Here is a 15,796-nt window from a genome sequence, read left to right on the forward strand (position 1 = left end):
TGGTATGGTCACCTCGATTCCGTCAACGCGCGATCGAGGTCGAGGCCGCCATGCAGGACGTCACCCACAAGGGCGTCACCGTCGTCTCCCACCCGCTGGTGCAGCACAAGCTCACGCTGATGCGGGACAAGTCCCGCTCCACAAAGGGCTTTCGGCAGCTCCTCAACGAGATCGGGATGCTGCTGGCCTACGAGGTCACGCGCGACCTGCCGACCGAGCTGGTCGAGATCGAGACGCCGCTGACCACGACGATGGCCCCCATGATCGCGGGCAAGAAGCTGGTGCTGGCGCCCATCCTGCGGGCTGGCGTCGGCTTCCTTGACGGCATGCTGAGCCTGGTGCCGTCCGCCCGTGTGGCCCACATCGGGCTTTACCGCGATCCCGACACGCTGACGGCCGTGGAGTACTATTTCAAGGCGCCGTCCGACATCGCCGACCGTCTCGTGATCGTGGTTGACCCCATGCTGGCGACGGCCAACTCTGCCGTGGCCGCCATCGACCGGCTGAAGGAGCGCGGGGCGAAGGACATCCGCTTCGTGTGCCTGCTGGCCGCCCCGGAAGGAATCGCACGGCTCACCGCGGCGCATCCGGAGGTGCGCGTCTGGACGGCGGCCATCGACGATCACCTCAACGACCACGGCTATATCGTGCCCGGGCTGGGCGACGCCGGCGACCGCATGTACGGCACGCGCTAACCATGCCGAGCCCGACCAACGCCGTCTTCGACATCGGCGCAGTGCTGCTCGACTGGGACCCGCGCTACCTGTACCGCAAGATCATCGCCGACCCGGACCGCATGGAGTGGTTCCTGTCCGAGGTCTGCACGCCGGCCTGGAACGTGGAGCAGGACCGGGGCCGCCCCTTCGCGGACGCGTGCGACCTGCTGGTCGAGCGGCATCCGGACCTGGAAGCCGAGATCCGCGCCTTCGACGAGCGCTGGGTCGAGACCGTCGCCGACGCCATCCAGGGCAGCGTGGCGATCCTGGAGACGTTGCGCGCCGCGGACGTGCCGACCTGGGCGATCACGAATTTCTCCCACGAGAAGTTCGCAATCGCCCGCGAGCGCTGGCCGTTCCTGAACGGGTTCAGGGACGTGGTGGTGTCCGGGGAGGAGAAGCTTCTCAAGCCCGACCCGGCGATCTACCGCGTCCTGCTTGACCGCAACGGGCTCGCGGCGAGCGACTGTCTGTTCATCGACGACGCCCCGAAGAACGTCGACGGCGCCCGGGCGGTCGGCATGCACGCCGTGCAGTTCACCTCGCCAGAGCAACTGGCGGTCGACCTGAGGGACTACGGCTTCCCGGTCTGAGCGCACCGGGCGGGGCGATCAGCCGCCGAGATACGGCGTAGGCCACCGCATGTGCAGTGTTGTGGGCCCCCAACTTGGCGCGCGCGCTATCGAGATAAAGCTTGACCGCCCGCTCCGAGATCGCCAGGGCGAACGCGACGGCCTTGTGCGGCAGGCCCTGTGCGGCCAACGTCAGAACCTGCCGTTCCCGTGGCGACAAAGGGCGCGCGGCCCCCTCGTTCCGAACCCAGGCTTCCATGACGGAGGCATGGATCTCGAAGGCGAACAGCACGACCTCGGCGGTGAGCTGGGAAAGCCGATTCGTCCAGGTGGCCGCGTCTTCGTCGCTGGCCACGCTGAACAGCGCGAAGTCCCCTACTGCCCCTCGAATCGGGACGGTAAGCCCGCGGGGCCCGACCCCGTGCAACTCCCATACTTTTAAGGCTGACTTGGATTTTCGGTCAGAACTCGCCAGATCGTCCCAGTTGATCGGCATGATCGTTTGCTGACACACGCTTAAAAGCGGATCGCAGGTGTGCTTTTGAGAGCAGAAATCATTGAGCCACGCCTGTGGATTGCTCGTGAACAGGACGATACCGCAGTCGATCTCCCCGGGAACGAGGCGCAGCCAATAAGCATAGTGGTTCAAATTGCGCTGATTTATGAATGAGGCCAAGCGATGATCGAGGCTTTTGTCAGATGAAGTCGGGGGCGAACCATCCCGATAACATACACTCATGACTGTACTCGTATAAAAGATGCCCGCCCGGGCCATGCCGAACGGGCATCACAATTAAACACTAAATGCGACTATTATGATCTAACTTATCTTTTGACAAGCATACACTTAGTGGAGAGATCCACCAGACGCAACCTGGCCCTGACTCAAGGCGGGCTTCAGGGCAGCGCAGGCTTCCGCGACATCCTCAGCGAGTTCACGCTGGCCCAACTGGGCAAGCGTTTCGGCGCAGAAGCATAGACAGCCCATCACATACGCCAGTTCACTTTGCAGTACGGCGGTCCGGTCCATGTGCACGACTCCCATTCTGGTTGTTTAGCCCCTATTCTGGGGGCGTTCCGAAGATGAAGCCCTCATCTGCGCCGCTCAATCTGACTGAAAGGGCAGAGTCGAGACCAAGGGGTTGCCACTCCCTGCGGCTTCCGCCACACCGGCGAAATGCTGCGCGGATCTCCTCTGCCCATCGACGACGTTCTTCCAACGTTGCGCCAGACGATGGCCTCATCCTGCTCGGCCGTGCTCGTCGCCCCGCCCGGCGCGGGCAAGACCACGCGCGCGCCGCTCGCCCTGCTGGAGGACACCTGGGCGGGAGGGCGGGATGGACGTGGCAAGATGATCCTGCTGGAGCCCCGGCGCCTCGCCGCCCGTGCGGCGGCGCAGCGCATGGCGGCCACGCTGGGAGAGGCGGTCGGCGAGACGGTGGGCCTTCGCGTGCGCCTGGGCTCCAGGGTGGGCCCGCGCACGCGGATCGAAGTGGTCACCGAGGGCGTGTTCTCGCGCATGATCCTGGACGACCCGGAGCTCACCGGCGTCGCCGGGGTGATCTTCGACGAGTTCCACGAGCGCTCGCTGGACGCGGACCTCGGGCTGGCCTTGGCGCTCGACGCCCAGGCCGGACTGCGGGACGACCTGCGCATCCTGGTGATGTCGGCGACGCTGGACGGCGCGCGCGTCGCGCGCCTGCTCGGGGACGCGCCCGTGATCCACAGCGAGGGCAGGGCCTATCCGGTCCAAACCCGCTACCTGGGGCGCGATCCCCGGAAGCGGATCGAGGAGCAGGTCGCCGACGCCGCCCTCGCCGCGCTCCGGTCCGAGACCGGCTCGCTGCTGGTCTTCCTGCCGGGCCAGGGCGAGATCCGCCGCACGGCAGGGCTGCTGGAGGAGCGCGTTCGCGACCCCGCCGTGGACATCGCGCCGCTGTTCGGCGCCATGGACCAGCGGGAGCAGGACCTCGCCGTGCAGCCTGCGGCGCCCGGCCGGCGCAAGATCGTGCTGGCCACCTCCATCGCGGAGACCTCGCTCACCATCGAGGGCGTGCGCGTGGTGATCGACAGCGGGCTCGCCCGCGTGCCCCGGTATGCGCCGGCGATCGGGCTCACGCGGCTGGAGACGGTCCGGGTGTCGCGCGCGGCCGCGGACCAGCGGCGGGGCCGCGCGGGGCGCACGGAGCCCGGCGTGTGCTACCGGCTTTGGGAAGAGGCGGCGGCGGGCGCGCTCGAGCCGTTCGCGCCCGCCGAGATCCTGCGCGCCGATCTCTCCGGCCTGCTGCTCGACTGCGCCGCGTGGGGCGTCACCGATCCCGCCACCCTCCCCTTCCTGGACCCCCCGCCGAAGCCCGCGCTGACCGAGGCGCGGGCGATGCTGCATGAGATCGACGCGCTGGACGCGAACGGGCGCATTACGGCGGCCGGCAAGGTGATCCGCTCGCTGCCGCTCCCCCCGCGGCTGGCCCGCATGGTGGCCAGCGCGGCGGAGCGCGGGCAAGGCGGGCTCGCGGCCGAGATCGCGGCGGTGATCACCGAGCGGGGGCTTGGAGGCGACGCCAGCCATCTCGGGCATCGGCTGGAGAATTTCCGGCGCGACCGCAGTCGGCGGGCCGAGGACATGCGCCGCCTGGCGCGGGGCTGGGCGGAGGCCGTGGGGGCCGAATTCGGCCGGCGCGACCCGGCGGAAGCCGGGGCCGTGCTTGCGCTGGCCTATCCGGACCGGATCGCCAAGGCGCGTGGCGCTCCCGGCGCCTTCGTGATGGCGAACGGCCGCGGAGGCCAGGTCGAGCCGCATGACGCGCTGGCGCGGGAGCCGTTCCTCGCCGTGGCGGAGATCGCGGGCGGGGCGGCGTCGGCTCGCATTCTACTGGCTGCTCCTATCGAGCTCGCCGACATCGAGTCCGAGTTCGCCTCCCATATTGCAACCCGCGACGAGCTCACCTTCGACCGTAACCCGTCCGCCCTGCGGGCGCGGCGGGTGAAGCGCCTGCACGCGCTCGTGCTGGCGGAGCAGACGCTGGCCGTCCCGGCCTCGCCGGAGGCCGCGCAGGCCCTGGCGCGTGGCGTGGGCGAGGTCGGCGTGAGCCGCCTGCCCTGGACCAAGGCGCTGGCCCAGTGGCGCAATCGGGTTCTCTTCCTGCGCCGGGCGGACGCGTCCTGGCCCGACCTGTCGGACGAGGCGCTGGCCCAAGTCGCGCCCGAGTGGCTGGCGCCCTTCATCGAGGGGCGCACCAGCGTCGCGGCGATCACGCCGGACGACCTGGACCAGGCGCTGAAGGCGCTCGTCCCGTGGGACCTCGCGCGCCGGCTCGAGGCGGAGGCGCCGACCCACTTTGCGGCGCCAACCGGGAATTCCCATCCCATCGACTACGAGGCCGAGGAAGGGCCCGTTCTGGCTATCCGGGTGCAGGAGCTGTTCGGGCTCAAGCAGCACCCGGCGGTGGCTGGCGGTCGGCTTCCCCTGGTGCTGCACCTCTTGTCCCCGGCGCACCGGCCCATCCAGATCACCAAGGACCTGCCGGGGTTCTGGAAAGGCTCGTGGAGCGTGGTGAAGGCCGAGATGAAGGGCCGCTACCCCAAGCACCCCTGGCCGGACGACCCGGCCGAGGCGGCGCCCACCGCGCGGGCGAAGCCGAGGGGGACATGAGGGCTTAGAGGGCTGGCGGTACCGCCCTGCCGTCTTTGCGAGCGCAGCGAAGCGATAACTGCGCGCAAGCAATCCCTGGATTGCTTCGTCGCTGCGCTCCTCGCAACGACGGCTCAGGCCGTTCTGCGACGGGCTTCGAAGCCGGCGACCACGAGGTCGGCGGTGGAGGGATTGCACGCCATGGGGAGGTCGTAGACCAGCGCGAGGCGGGTCAGGGCCTTTACGTCCACGTCGTGGGGGTGGGGCGAGAGCGGGTCGACGAAAAAGACTAGGCCGTCCAGCCGCTCCTCCGCGATCAGCGCGCCGATCTGCTGGTCGCCGCCCAGCGGCCCGCTCTTCATCAGCGTGATGTCCAGTTCCGGGCAGCGGTCCTTGATGCGCGAGCCCGTGGTGCCCGTGGCGAACAGCTGGCAGCGGGCCAGGTTGGCGCGGTGGCGCTCCGCCCAGGCCACCATGGCGGCCTTCTTCTGGTCGTGGGCGATGAGGGCGAGGCGGAAGCGGGACATGGTCGGGCCTTTCGTGGTCGCCCGATCATAGGGCCTCGCCCGCGCGGCTCAATTGCCCCAGCGCTGCTGCCACTGGCGCTCGCCGAAGAAGCAGCTCGTCTTGGGCTCTTCGGCCTGGGTCTTCAGAAGGTCGTTCCCCGTGGCGCTCGCCGGGATGACGCGCGCGGGCCAGGCCGGCGGGGGCGCGGTCGCCACCTCCAGCAGGATCTTGGTGCGGATGGCCTCGATGAACTGCGCGCGCTCGCGGATGGGGATCATGAAGGCGCCGGCGCCGCCGATCACGCAGTCGCGGTAATACTCGTCCAGGTGCTCGACTTCGGGGAACCCGCCGTTCGGCCGGTTCAGCATGATGGGTAGCCCGTTGATGGTGACGCCCTTGGCCAAGGCCTCGTCGCGGGCCGCCGTGACGGGGCGGCCCTGGTTGTTGGAGCCGTCGCCCGAGATGTCGATCACCTGCTTCAGGCCGCGATAGGCGTTCTTGTCGAAGAGCGGCACGGAGAAGTCGATCGCGCCGGAAATCGAGGTTCGGTAGAGCCGCCGAATGGGCTTGGCGGCGAGCTGGGCCGTGAACTCGGCGGCGCTTTCCGGTCCGTCGATGACCATCCAGTCGGCCACGACCTCCTGGCTCGTCGTGCCGGCCCACTCCACGTAGGTCACAGCGACCTTGCCGTTCACGCCCTTCTTGATCGCATCCAGCACCTCCGGAGAGCGGAGCGCCTCGACGTAGCCCTGCCGCTGCAGAGCCTGCTCCTCGGGATCCATGGAATAGGAGATATCCACGGCCAGGATGAGCTCGACGTCGACCTCGTTGGGGCCATCCCGGGCCACTGCCAGGGTGGGAGCGGCCAATGCGGCGAGAATGGCGGCGGCGCGGAGGCAAAGGCCACGCAAAAGGCGCGGGCGGCGACCTAGCATCGGTTTCTCCCGGTCAGGAGCTCCCCCGCGGGCAGCATGCCATTGCGACGCAGGCGCGCCAATGCTCGCCGCTGTAATCTTTGCGTGCTTCACGTCCTCCGGGCGGCGTGCCATCTTGCGCAGAACGGCCTGAATTCGGCCGACAGAGAGGGGATTTCCATGCGGAGCACGATCCTGGGGCTCGCCGCCGGCCTTTTCCTGGGTGGAGCGGCGCTTGCGCAGGGCCAGGCCGTCAAGCCGGCGATCGTCTACGACCTCGGCGGGAAGTTCGACAAATCCTTCAACGAGGGCGTCTACACCGGCGCCGAGCAATTCAAGAAGGACGCGGGCGTCGAATACCGCGATTTCGAAATCCAGAACGACGCCCAGCGCGAGCAGGCGCTCCGCCGCTTCGCGCGCGACGGCTACTCCCCCATCGTGGCGGTCGGCTTCAGCCAGGCCAGCGCGGTCGAGAAGGTCGCGAAGGAGTTCCCCAACGCCAAGTTCACCATCATCGACATGGTGGTGGACGCGCCCAACGTGCAGTCGATCGTGTTCAAGGAGCACGAGGGCTCCTTCCTGGTGGGGCTGCTCGCCGCCAAGGCGTCCAAGACCGGCAAGGTCGGGTTCGTGGGCGGGATGGACATCCCGCTCATCCGCAAGTTCGCGTGCGGCTACGTGCAGGGCGTGAAATACGCCAATCCGCAGGGCGAAGTGCTGCAGAACATGACCGGCACCACCGGCGCGGCGTGGACCGACCCGGTGAAGGGCGGCGAGCTCGCCAAGGCGCAGATCGACCGCGGCGCCGACGTGATCTACCACGCGGCCGGCGGCACCGGCATCGGCGTGCTCCGCGCCGCGGCGGACGCCGGCAAGCTCGGCATCGGCGTCGACTCGAACCAGAACATGCTGCACCCCGGCAAGGTGCTCACCTCCATGCTGAAGCGCGTGGACGTGGCGACGGTCGACTCGTTCAAGGCCGCCAAGGACGGGACCTGGAAGCCCGGGGTGACCGTGCTCGGCCTCAAGGAGAACGGGGTCGGCTGGGCGCTGGACGACAACAACCGGTCCCTGATCACGCCCGACATGAAGTCGGCCGCCGACAAGGCCGCCGCCGACATCGTCAGCGGGGCCATCCAGGTGCACGACTACATGGCCGACCAGAAGTGCCCGTGAACGGGCGCTCGCCCTTGCGAGACGGCCGTCGTCCCCGGCGCTCTGCGCCTCAGACCGGGAACGACGCCCGAAGCATTGGGCCTAGTCCCCTGGATCCCCTTCCCGCACCTTCGGCGCGCCGGGGATGACGTCGAACGTGTCTCCTGTATCTCTTGATCGGGCCACCCCTCCCCTCGCCATCGAACTGGTCGGCATCGACAAGCGGTTCGGGGACGTGCACGCCAACAAGGGCGTGGACCTCACGGTGCGCAAGGGCTCCATTCACGGGATCGTCGGTGAAAACGGGGCCGGCAAGTCGACCCTGATGTCCATCCTGTACGGCTTCTACGAGGCCGACCGGGGCGAAATCCGGGTCGGCGGCGTGGCTCGCAGGATCCGCTCCCCGGGCGAGGCGATCGCGGCCGGGATCGGCATGGTGCACCAGCACTTCATGCTGGTGGAGCCTCTCTCGGTAATCGACAACGTCATGCTGGGGGCCGAGGGCGGTCCCAGGCTGGCCGCAGGCGCGCGGCAGGTCCGGGCGCGGCTGGCGCAGCTTGCGGCCGACTACGGCCTCGCGCTCGACCCGGACGCGATCGTGGGCGACCTGCCGGTCGGCCTGCAGCAGCGGGTCGAGATCGTGAAGGCGCTCGTGCGCGGCGCGGACGTGCTGGTCCTCGACGAGCCCACCGCCGTGCTGACACCGGACGAGGCGGACGGGTTGTTCCGACTGCTGCGGATCCTGGCCGACGAGGGCAAGACCGTCATCCTGATCACGCACAAGCTCCGGGAGATCATGGCCATCACCGACCGGGTCTCGGTGATGCGCCGGGGCGAGATGGTCGCCACGCTGGACACGGCCGCGACGTCGCCGGCGCAGCTGGCCGAACTGATGGTCGGACGGAGGGTGCTCCTCCGGGTGGAGAAAGCGCCGGCGGCGCCCGGGCCGGTGGTGCTGGCGGCGGAAAACGTCGTCGTGCGCGACGCCCGGGGCACGGCGCGGGTGGATGGCGTTTCGCTCACGATCCGGGCCGGCGAGATCGTCGGGATCGCGGGCATCGCGGGAAACGGCCAGAGCGAACTGCTCGAGGCGCTGGCCGGCATGCGGCCGCTCGCGGGCGGTACGGTCGCGCTGGAGGGGCGCGCCTTGTCCCCCGCCGAACGCGACCCGGCCGCGCTGCGGCGGCGCGGGCTGCTGCATGTGCCCGAGGACCGGATGCGGACCGGGCTCGTGCCGGCCTTCGAGGCCTGCGAAAGCGCCATGCTGGGTTTCCAGGACGAACGGCGCTATGGCGCCGGAGCGCTGCTCGATCGCGGCGCCATCGTGTCCGATGCCCTGGAGCGCATGGAGGCCTACGACGTGCGGCCCCGGGCGCCGCTGCTGAAGACGTCGAAGTTCTCCGGCGGCAACCAGCAGAAGATCGTGCTGGCGCGCGAGATCGAGCGGGGACCCAAGGTCCTCCTGGTGGGCCAGCCCACGCGCGGCGTGGACATCGGCGCTATCGAGTTCATCCACCGCCGGCTCGTCGCGTTGCGCGACCAGGGCGTCGGCGTCCTGCTCGTGTCCGTGGAGCTGGAGGAAATCATGGCGCTCGCCGACCGCATCCTGGTGATGTGCGGCGGCCGCATCACGGGCGAGCGCCTGCCGGGCGAGACCGACGAGCGGGATCTCGGCCTCCTCATGGCGGGCGTGGCGGAGCGCGCGGCGTGAGCGCCCCCATCGAGATGCGCCGCTGGGCCGACTACGTCCTGGTCCCGGCGCTGGCCGTGGCCGCCGCCTTCGTGGTCGCCGGACTGGTGGTGCTCGCCATCGGCGAGAACCCGCTGGAGGCCACGGCCCTGCTGCTCCGGGGCGCGCTCGGCACCGGCGAGGGCGTCGGCTTCACGCTCTATTATGCGACGAACTTCATCTTCACCGGGCTGGCGGTCGCGGTGGCGTTCCACGCCGGGCTGTTCAACATCGGCGGCGAGGGACAGGCGACCCTCGGCGGGCTCGGCGCGGCCCTGGCGTGCCTCCACCTCGACTTCCTGCCGGGGTGGCTCCTCGTGCCGCTCGGCGCCCTCGGGGCGGCCCTGTTCGGGGCCTTGTGGGCGCTGGTCCCCGGCTACCTCCAGGCCAGGCGCGGCAGCCACATCGTCATCACCACCATCATGTTCAACATGCTGGCCTCGGCGCTGCTGGTCTACCTGCTGGTGAACGTCATGGGGAAGCCCGGCTCCATGCAGCCGGAGACGCCCACCTTCGCGTCGGCGGCGCACGTCCCTTTCGCGCACGAGGTGCTGGCGCGCCTCGGGGTGACCGTTCCGACGACGCCGCTGAACGCCTCCTTCCTGCTCGCTTTGGCGTGCTGCTACGGCGTCTGGCTGCTGATCTGGCGGACGCGGCTGGGCTACGCCATCCGCACGGTCGGGGCGAACCCGGCGGCGGCGGCCTACGCCGGCATCCCGATCAGCCGTGTCACCATCGTCGCCATGATGATCTCGGGGGCGCTCGCGGGTCTTCTCGCCGTGAACGAGGTCATGGGCGTGCAGGAGCGCCTGCTCCTGGAGTTCACGGGCGGCTATGGCTTCATCGGCATCGCGGTGGCCCTGATGGGGCGTTCGCACCCGGTCGGCATCGTCCTGGCCTCCCTGCTGTTCGGGGTGCTCTACCAGGGCGGGACGGAGCTCGCTTTCGACAAGCCCACCATCACGCGCGACATGATCGTCACCATTTCCGGCCTAGCCATCTTGTTCGCGGGCGCGCTCGATGGCCTGTTCCGGGCGCCGCTCGGCCGGTTCTTCGCCGCGCGCCGCAAGGCGGGGGGCTGAGCCATGGAGGAGCTCTCCGCCGCGATCGCGGTGTTCGACTCCGGCGTGCGGCTCTCCGTGCCGCTGCTGTTCGCGTGCCTGGCTGGGTTGTGGTCGGAGCGCTCGGGCGTGGTGGACATCGGGCTGGAGGGCAAGCTGCTTGCGGCGGCCTTTGCGGCCGCGGCCGCGGCCCATGCGACCGGCAGCGCCTGGACGGGCCTCGGCGCCGGCGTCCTGGCCTCGCTCGGCTTCGCGCTGGTCCACGGCTTCGCGGCGATCGCCCAGCGGGGGAACCAGATCGTATCGGGCGTGGCGGTCAACATGCTGGCCGCCGGGCTTACTGCGCTGGTGGGCAACGCCTGGTACGGCCAGGGCGGGCGGACGCCGGCCCTGGAGGGCGCGGCACGTTTCGAGCCCATCACGCTGCCGGGCGCGGAGGCGGCGCGCGGCATCCCGGCGCTCGGACCGTTGTACGCCGATGTGCTGTCGGGCCACACGGTCCTGGTCTATGCCGCCGTGCTGGCGACCCTGCTCACGGCCGCCACGCTGAAGCGCACGCGCTTCGGGCTGCGCATCCGGGCGGTAGGCGAGAACCCGGCCGCGGTGGACACAGCCGGCGTGTCCGTGCCGGCGCTGCGCTACGCCGCCGTGCTCATCGCAGGCGTCCTGTGCGGGTTCGGGGGCGCCTACCTCTCGCTGGCGCAGGCGGCCGGTTTCCTGCCCCAGATGACGGCCGGCAAGGGCTTCATCGCGCTCGCGGCGCTGATCTTCGCCAAATGGCGGGCCTGGCCGGCCCTGGGGGCGTGCTTCCTGTTCGGGCTGCTGGACGCCATCTCGATCCGCCTCCAGGGTGTCAGCATGCCCGGAATCGGACTCGTTCCCGTGCAGGCGATCCAGGCCCTGCCGTATGCGTTGACGGTCGTCCTTCTTGCGGGCTTCATCGGCCGTGCGATTCCCCCGCGGGCCTCTGGCCTGCCCTATGTGAAGGAGCGGTGATGAGCGGGGCCGAAGGACCGCCCGACCTGTTCGAAGCCGCCGTGGCCGCGCGCGAGAACGCCTATGCGCCCTATTCGGGCTACAAGGTGGGCGCCGCGGCGCGGGCCCGATCGGGCCGGATCTACGCCGGGGTGAACGTCGAGAACGCCTCCTATCCGGTCGGGACCTGCGCGGAGGCGGGCGCGCTGGCGGCCATGGTCGCCGCCGGGGAGACGGACCTCGTCGAGATCGCCGTGGCGGCGGAGGGCGCCAATCTGGTGACTCCCTGCGGGGCGTGCCGCCAGCGCATTTTCGAGTTCGGCGGCCACAACGCGCGCGTGTGGGCGGCGGACTTGAAAGGCATCCGGCGCGGCTTTACTGCCGAGGAGCTGCTGCCTCTCGCTTTCGGCCCACACGCAATGGCCCCCGAGCCGCAGGGGCGCTGAGGGGGAGAGTTCCATGTCCGTCGTCGACGACGCCGTCGCCCTGCTCGAGCCGAAGCTCGGGGGCCGGGTTGACCTCGCCATCGTGCTCGGCACAGGTCTCGGCGGCATCGCCGACCTCGCCGAAGACGCGGTGTCCATTCCGTACGCCGAGATCCCGGGCTTCCCGCGAGCCACGGTGTCGGGCCACGCCGGCCGCCTCGTGGTGGGCCGCATCGAGGGCCGGCGCGTCGCGCTGCTGCAGGGTCGCGCGCACTACTACGAGACGGGCGACCCCAGCGGGATGCGCACTCCCATCGAGACGCTGAGCCGGCTGGGCGTGACCACGGTGGTGCTCACGAACGCGGCCGGCGCCATCGACAAGGTCATGCATCCCGGGCACCTCGCCCTGATCAGCGATCACATCAACCTGGCCGGCGCGAACCCGCTGGTCGGGGACCTCGACGACCGGCGCTTCGTGCCGATGAACGACGCCTATTCGCCGCGTCTCCGGGCCCGCTTCAAGCGCGCCGCGCTGCAGTGTGGGGCGCGCCTGCACGAGGGCGTCTATTGCTGGGTGTCCGGCCCGAGCTTCGAGACCCCGGCCGAGATCCGCATGCTGAAGGCGCTGGGCGCGGACCTCGTCGGCATGTCCACTGTGCCGGAGGTGATCCTGGCCCGCCGCTTCGGCATCGACGTGGCGGCCATCTCCATGATCACCAACATGGGCGCGGGGATCGACGGCTCGGTTCCGTCCCATGGCGAAACCAAGACAGTGGCGGGCGCCGGCGCCATCGCGCTGAAGCGGCTGCTGCTCGCTTTCCTGAAGGGACTGGACGATGTCTGACAGCAAGGCCGAGCTCGCCCGGCGCATCCTGGGCCTCCTGGACCTGACCAATCTGGAGGCCAATTGCGGCCCGGCGGACATCCGGCTTCTCTGCGCCAGGGCGGTCGCGCCTGAGGGGCATGCGGCCGCCGTGTGCGTCTGGCCGCAGTTCGTGGGCGAGGCGGCCCGCTCGCTCAAGGACACCGGCGTGCGAGTCGCGACCGTGATCAACTTCCCTGCCGGAGGCGAGGACCTGGAGCGCGTGCTCGACGACATGGGCGAGGCGCTCGGGGACGGGGCAGACGAGATCGACCTCGTTCTCCCCTACAAGGCGTTCCTGCGCGGCGACTCCGACACAGCCGGCGGCATGGTGCGCGAGGCCAAGGCGGTCCTGCAGGGCAACCAGCGGCTCAAGGTGATCCTGGAGACGGGCGCCTATCCGGACCAGGCCAGCATCGCGGAAGCCAGCCAACTCGCCATCGAGAACGGCGCCGACTTCCTCAAGACCAGCACGGGCAAGATCGCCGTCTCGGCCACGCCGGCCGCAGCGGAAACCATGCTGCAGGCCATCAAGGCTTCCGGGAAGGCCGTCGGCTTCAAGGCCGCGGGCGGCATCCGCACCCTGGAGGACGCCGCCGGCTACGTGCAACTGGCGGAGCGCATCATGGGGCCGGGCTGGGCCAAGCCCTCCACCTTCCGCATCGGCGCGAGCGGCCTTCATGCCGCCCTGCTGTCCGCTATTTCCGGGGACGCGGCTGCGCCCTCGCCCCCTCCCGGCCGCTATTGAGGTTCGTGTGATTCCCCAGGAAATCATCCGTCGGAAGCGCGACGGCGAGACGCTCTCGGCCGAGGAGATCGGGTTCCTGATCCGCGGGCTGACCAGCGGCGCGATCACGGAGGGCCAGGCGGCCGCCTTCGCGATGGCCGTGTTCTTCCAGGGCATGACCCTGGACGAGCGGGTCGCGCTCACCCGCGCCATGGTGGATTCCGGAGCCACCATGGTGTGGCCGGACCTTCCCGGCCCGGCCCTGGACAAGCACTCGACTGGCGGCGTGGGCGACAATGTCAGCCTGATGCTGGCCCCGGCCGTGGCCGCCTGCGGCGGCTTCGTGCCGATGATCTCCGGGCGAGGGCTGGGGCACACGGGCGGCACCCTGGACAAGCTCGACGCAATCCCGGCCTATCACTCGCAGCCGGACAGCGAGCTCTTCCGGCGTGTGGTGTCCGATGTGGGCTGCGCCATCATCGGCCAGACCGCCGACCTCGCGCCGGCGGACAAGCGCCTCTACGCCATCCGGGACGTGACCGCGACGGTGGAGTCCATCCCGCTGATCACGGCCTCCATTCTCTCCAAGAAGCTCGCGGCGGGGCTCGAAGGCCTCGTCATGGACGTGAAGGCCGGCGGCGGCGCCTTCATGCCTACCCTGGACGACGCGGCGGAGCTCGCCGAGAGCCTGGCCGAGGTCGCGGCGGGCGCCGATCTTCCCACCACGGCGCTCATCACCGCCATGGACCAGCCGCTCGCGAGCGCTGCCGGCAACGCCGTCGAGGTGGCGAACGCCGTGCGCTACCTCACGGGGGCGCGCCGCGACGAGCGGCTGCACGAGGTCGTCGTGGCGCTCGGGGGAGAGATGCTGCTTCTCGGCGGCCTGGCCGAGTCCATCGAGGACGGCTGGGCCCGCATCGACGCGGCGATCCACTCCGGCCAGGCGGCGGAAACCTTCGGCCGGATGGTCGAGGCGCTGGGCGGGCCGGCCGATTTCGTGGAGCGCTTCGAGGCCCACCTGCCGTCGGCGCCGGTGGTCCGCCCCGTGCAGGCGCCGAAGGCGGGCGCGGTGACGGCGATCGACACGCGGGCGGTGGGGGTCGCCGTGGTGGCGTTGGGAGGCGGTCGGACGCGGCCGCAGGACGCGATCGACCACGCAGTCGGTTTCACCGACCTCGCCGAGATCGGGACGGAGCTCCCGTCGGATGGCGTAATCGGCTTCGTTCACGCCCGGACCGAAGACCAGGCCGAGGCCGCCGCTCGCGCCCTGGCGGGCGCCTACACGGTTGGAGGTTCGGAAACCGAGCCGCTTTCGGCCGTCGTGGCCCGGTTCGCCGCGGAAAACCCTGGACCCTGAGCGGGGCCAGGAGCGATCATGCCGTCAAATGAAGCACGCCGGCGGGGCAGGCCGGCGCAGGGGTTCTCGCCATGACGATCTTGGCAGCCATCCGCGGCTGGGACGCGGACAAATGGGTCGCGCGCCTCCAGGCGACATTGCCTGGGCGCGACATCGTGGTCCCGGGCGACGTGTTCGACCGCCGGGCCGTGCACTACGCCGTGGCCTGGAAGGCGCCGGCCGGCTCCTTCGCGGGGCTGCCGAACCTGGAGGCGATCTTTTCGCTGGGCGCCGGGGTCGACCACCTGCTGTCCGATCCCAAGCTGCCCGACGTGCCGATCCTGCGCGTGGTGGACCCGGACCTGACGAACCGCATGAGCGAGTACGTCGTCCTCCACTGCCTCAAGATCCTTCGGCAGCAGATGCGCTACGTGCGCCAGCAGGCGGAACGGCGCTGGGAGGACGACGACCGCCAGCCAGCCGCCCGTTCCGTGCGCGTCGGCGTGCTGGGCACGGGCGTGCTGGGGCAGGACGCCGCGCGCAAGCTCCAGCTCATGGGCTTCGACGTGGCGGGCTGGGGGCGCAGCCCTAAGGACATTCCGGGGCTCGCGACCTACGCGGGACCGGAGGGACTCAAGCCCTTCCTGGCGCGCACCGATATCCTTGTGAGCCTGCTGCCGCTCACGGACGACACGCGCGGCTTCATCAACCGCGCGCTCCTGTCGGGGCTGGCCCGCGACGGGCGCGTGGGCGGCGCGCACCTCATCAACGCGGGCCGCGGCGGCCTGCAGGTCGAGGCGGACATCCTGGCCTGCCTGGACAACGGCGCCCTCGCCAGCGCGACGTTGGACGTGTTCGAGACGGAGCCGCTGCCGCAGGACTCGCCGCTGTGGGTCCACCCGCGCGTGACGGTCACGCCGCACAACGCGGCGATGTCGGAGCCGGAGGCCGTCGTGAGCCTCGTCGCCGAGCAGATCCGCCGCTACGAGGCCGGCGAGCCCTTCCAGCATCTGGTGGATCGGGGGACGGGGTATTGACGTCCCCACTTCCTCCCGCGGGCGGGGTGGAGAGACGGCCCTCCGTCACTGCGAGCGAGCAATCCAGAACGGTCCATCCGCTGGATCGCTTCGTCGCTGCGCTCCTCGCGATGACGGATTGGGGACGCCTTTCCCGGTGAGGCGTCCTA

The 15,796-nt window shown here is 70.1% G+C and carries 15 protein-coding genes; 12 read left to right on the plus strand and 3 right to left on the minus strand.

Annotation, left to right across the window (positions count from 1 at the left end; all coding sequences use genetic code 11):
- The first annotated feature begins 50 nt into the window (after window positions 1–50).
- On the plus strand, window positions 51–695 hold the full coding sequence (gene upp / locus SLNSH_RS05355; protein ID WP_106335629.1) for a uracil phosphoribosyltransferase: 645 nt from the start codon (window positions 51–53) through the stop codon (window positions 693–695).
- Between the two features lie 2 nt (window positions 696–697).
- On the plus strand, window positions 698–1,309 hold the full coding sequence (locus SLNSH_RS05360) for an HAD family hydrolase (protein ID WP_106335630.1): 612 nt from the start codon (window positions 698–700) through the stop codon (window positions 1,307–1,309).
- Here the strand turns inward: SLNSH_RS05360 and SLNSH_RS05365 are convergent.
- Window positions 1,254–2,027, minus strand: a complete 774-nt coding sequence (locus tag SLNSH_RS05365; protein ID WP_158266684.1) for a helix-turn-helix transcriptional regulator — start codon at window positions 2,025–2,027, stop codon at window positions 1,254–1,256. The two genes, SLNSH_RS05360 and SLNSH_RS05365, sit on opposite strands and share 56 nt — an antisense overlap.
- Before the next feature lie 495 nt (window positions 2,028–2,522).
- Here SLNSH_RS05365 and hrpB point away from each other — a divergent pair, with 495 nt between their 5' ends.
- The gene (gene hrpB / locus SLNSH_RS05375; protein WP_245422065.1) at window positions 2,523–4,940 is read left to right on the plus strand and encodes an ATP-dependent helicase HrpB; all 2,418 of its coding nucleotides are present in this window, start codon (window positions 2,523–2,525) and stop codon (window positions 4,938–4,940) included.
- A 113-nt stretch (window positions 4,941–5,053) separates the two neighbouring features.
- On the opposite strand, the gene SLNSH_RS05380 is transcribed toward hrpB, so the two are convergent.
- Complete coding sequence (locus SLNSH_RS05380) at window positions 5,054–5,446, minus strand: methylglyoxal synthase (RefSeq protein WP_106335634.1); 393 nt, start codon at window positions 5,444–5,446, stop codon at window positions 5,054–5,056.
- A gap of 48 nt (window positions 5,447–5,494) precedes the next feature.
- Window positions 5,495–6,361: a DUF1194 domain-containing protein gene (locus tag SLNSH_RS05385; protein WP_106335635.1), complete on the minus strand. Its 867-nt coding sequence runs from the start codon at window positions 6,359–6,361 to the stop codon at window positions 5,495–5,497.
- A 159-nt stretch (window positions 6,362–6,520) separates the two neighbouring features.
- Here SLNSH_RS05385 and SLNSH_RS05390 point away from each other — a divergent pair, with 159 nt between their 5' ends.
- From SLNSH_RS05390 to SLNSH_RS05430, 9 genes are all read left to right on the plus strand, one after another.
- Window positions 6,521–7,516, plus strand: coding sequence for a BMP family lipoprotein (locus SLNSH_RS05390; protein ID WP_106335636.1), 996 nt, complete (start codon window positions 6,521–6,523; stop codon window positions 7,514–7,516).
- A 124-nt stretch (window positions 7,517–7,640) separates the two neighbouring features.
- The gene (locus tag SLNSH_RS05395; protein ID WP_106335637.1) at window positions 7,641–9,206 is read left to right on the plus strand and encodes an ABC transporter ATP-binding protein; all 1,566 of its coding nucleotides are present in this window, start codon (window positions 7,641–7,643) and stop codon (window positions 9,204–9,206) included.
- Window positions 9,203–10,306 (plus strand): ABC transporter permease, encoded by a 1,104-nt coding sequence (locus SLNSH_RS05400; RefSeq protein WP_106335638.1) that lies wholly within the window; start codon window positions 9,203–9,205, stop codon window positions 10,304–10,306. The genes SLNSH_RS05395 and SLNSH_RS05400 overlap by 4 nt, the downstream gene beginning before the upstream one ends.
- Before the next feature lie 3 nt (window positions 10,307–10,309).
- Window positions 10,310–11,281 (plus strand): ABC transporter permease, encoded by a 972-nt coding sequence (locus SLNSH_RS05405; RefSeq protein ID WP_106335639.1) that lies wholly within the window; start codon window positions 10,310–10,312, stop codon window positions 11,279–11,281.
- Window positions 11,281–11,706 (plus strand): cytidine deaminase, encoded by a 426-nt coding sequence (locus SLNSH_RS05410; RefSeq protein WP_106335640.1) that lies wholly within the window; start codon window positions 11,281–11,283, stop codon window positions 11,704–11,706. The genes SLNSH_RS05405 and SLNSH_RS05410 overlap by 1 nt, the downstream gene beginning before the upstream one ends.
- A 13-nt stretch (window positions 11,707–11,719) precedes the next feature.
- Entirely contained in the window at window positions 11,720–12,529 is an 810-nt protein-coding gene (locus tag SLNSH_RS05415) for a purine-nucleoside phosphorylase (RefSeq protein WP_106335641.1), read from the plus strand.
- A complete protein-coding gene (deoC, locus tag SLNSH_RS05420) occupies window positions 12,522–13,295 on the plus strand; it encodes a deoxyribose-phosphate aldolase (protein WP_106335642.1) in 774 nt (257 codons plus the stop codon). Before SLNSH_RS05415 ends, deoC begins: the two co-directional genes overlap by 8 nt.
- Window positions 13,296–13,302: 7 nt before the next feature.
- Window positions 13,303–14,631 carry a thymidine phosphorylase gene (gene deoA, locus SLNSH_RS05425; protein ID WP_245422067.1) on the plus strand — a complete coding sequence of 443 codons (1,329 nt, stop codon included), beginning with the start codon at window positions 13,303–13,305 and terminating at the stop codon, window positions 14,629–14,631.
- Window positions 14,632–14,702: 71 nt separating this feature from the next.
- Window positions 14,703–15,647: a 2-hydroxyacid dehydrogenase gene (locus SLNSH_RS05430; RefSeq protein WP_106335644.1), complete on the plus strand. Its 945-nt coding sequence runs from the start codon at window positions 14,703–14,705 to the stop codon at window positions 15,645–15,647.
- The last annotated feature ends 149 nt before the right edge of the window (window positions 15,648–15,796 follow it).

The sequence above is a fragment of the Alsobacter soli genome (assembly GCF_003004785.1).
GTDB lineage: Bacteria > Pseudomonadota > Alphaproteobacteria > Rhizobiales > Beijerinckiaceae > Alsobacter > Alsobacter soli.

Bases quoted from the DNA above. Each gene is read 5' to 3' on its own strand.
- SLNSH_RS05365 (WP_158266684.1), bottom strand. From the start codon at position 2,027: ATGAGTGTATGTTATCGGGATGGTTCGCCCCCGACTTCATCTGACAAA.
- SLNSH_RS05380 (WP_106335634.1), bottom strand. From the start codon at position 5,446: ATGTCCCGCTTCCGCCTCGCCCTCATCGCCCACGACCAGAAGAAGGCC.
- SLNSH_RS05360 (WP_106335630.1), top strand. From the start codon at position 698: ATGCCGAGCCCGACCAACGCCGTCTTCGACATCGGCGCAGTGCTGCTC.
- SLNSH_RS05385 (WP_106335635.1), bottom strand. From the start codon at position 6,361: ATGCTAGGTCGCCGCCCGCGCCTTTTGCGTGGCCTTTGCCTCCGCGCC.
- SLNSH_RS05430 (WP_106335644.1), top strand. From the start codon at position 14,703: ATGACGATCTTGGCAGCCATCCGCGGCTGGGACGCGGACAAATGGGTC.
- SLNSH_RS05390 (WP_106335636.1), top strand. From the start codon at position 6,521: ATGCGGAGCACGATCCTGGGGCTCGCCGCCGGCCTTTTCCTGGGTGGA.
- hrpB (WP_245422065.1), top strand. From the start codon at position 2,523: ATGGCCTCATCCTGCTCGGCCGTGCTCGTCGCCCCGCCCGGCGCGGGC.
- SLNSH_RS05405 (WP_106335639.1), top strand. From the start codon at position 10,310: ATGGAGGAGCTCTCCGCCGCGATCGCGGTGTTCGACTCCGGCGTGCGG.
- SLNSH_RS05410 (WP_106335640.1), top strand. From the start codon at position 11,281: ATGAGCGGGGCCGAAGGACCGCCCGACCTGTTCGAAGCCGCCGTGGCC.
- upp (WP_106335629.1), top strand. From the start codon at position 51: ATGCAGGACGTCACCCACAAGGGCGTCACCGTCGTCTCCCACCCGCTG.
- SLNSH_RS05415 (WP_106335641.1), top strand. From the start codon at position 11,720: ATGTCCGTCGTCGACGACGCCGTCGCCCTGCTCGAGCCGAAGCTCGGG.
- deoC (WP_106335642.1), top strand. From the start codon at position 12,522: ATGTCTGACAGCAAGGCCGAGCTCGCCCGGCGCATCCTGGGCCTCCTG.
- SLNSH_RS05395 (WP_106335637.1), top strand. From the start codon at position 7,641: ATGACGTCGAACGTGTCTCCTGTATCTCTTGATCGGGCCACCCCTCCC.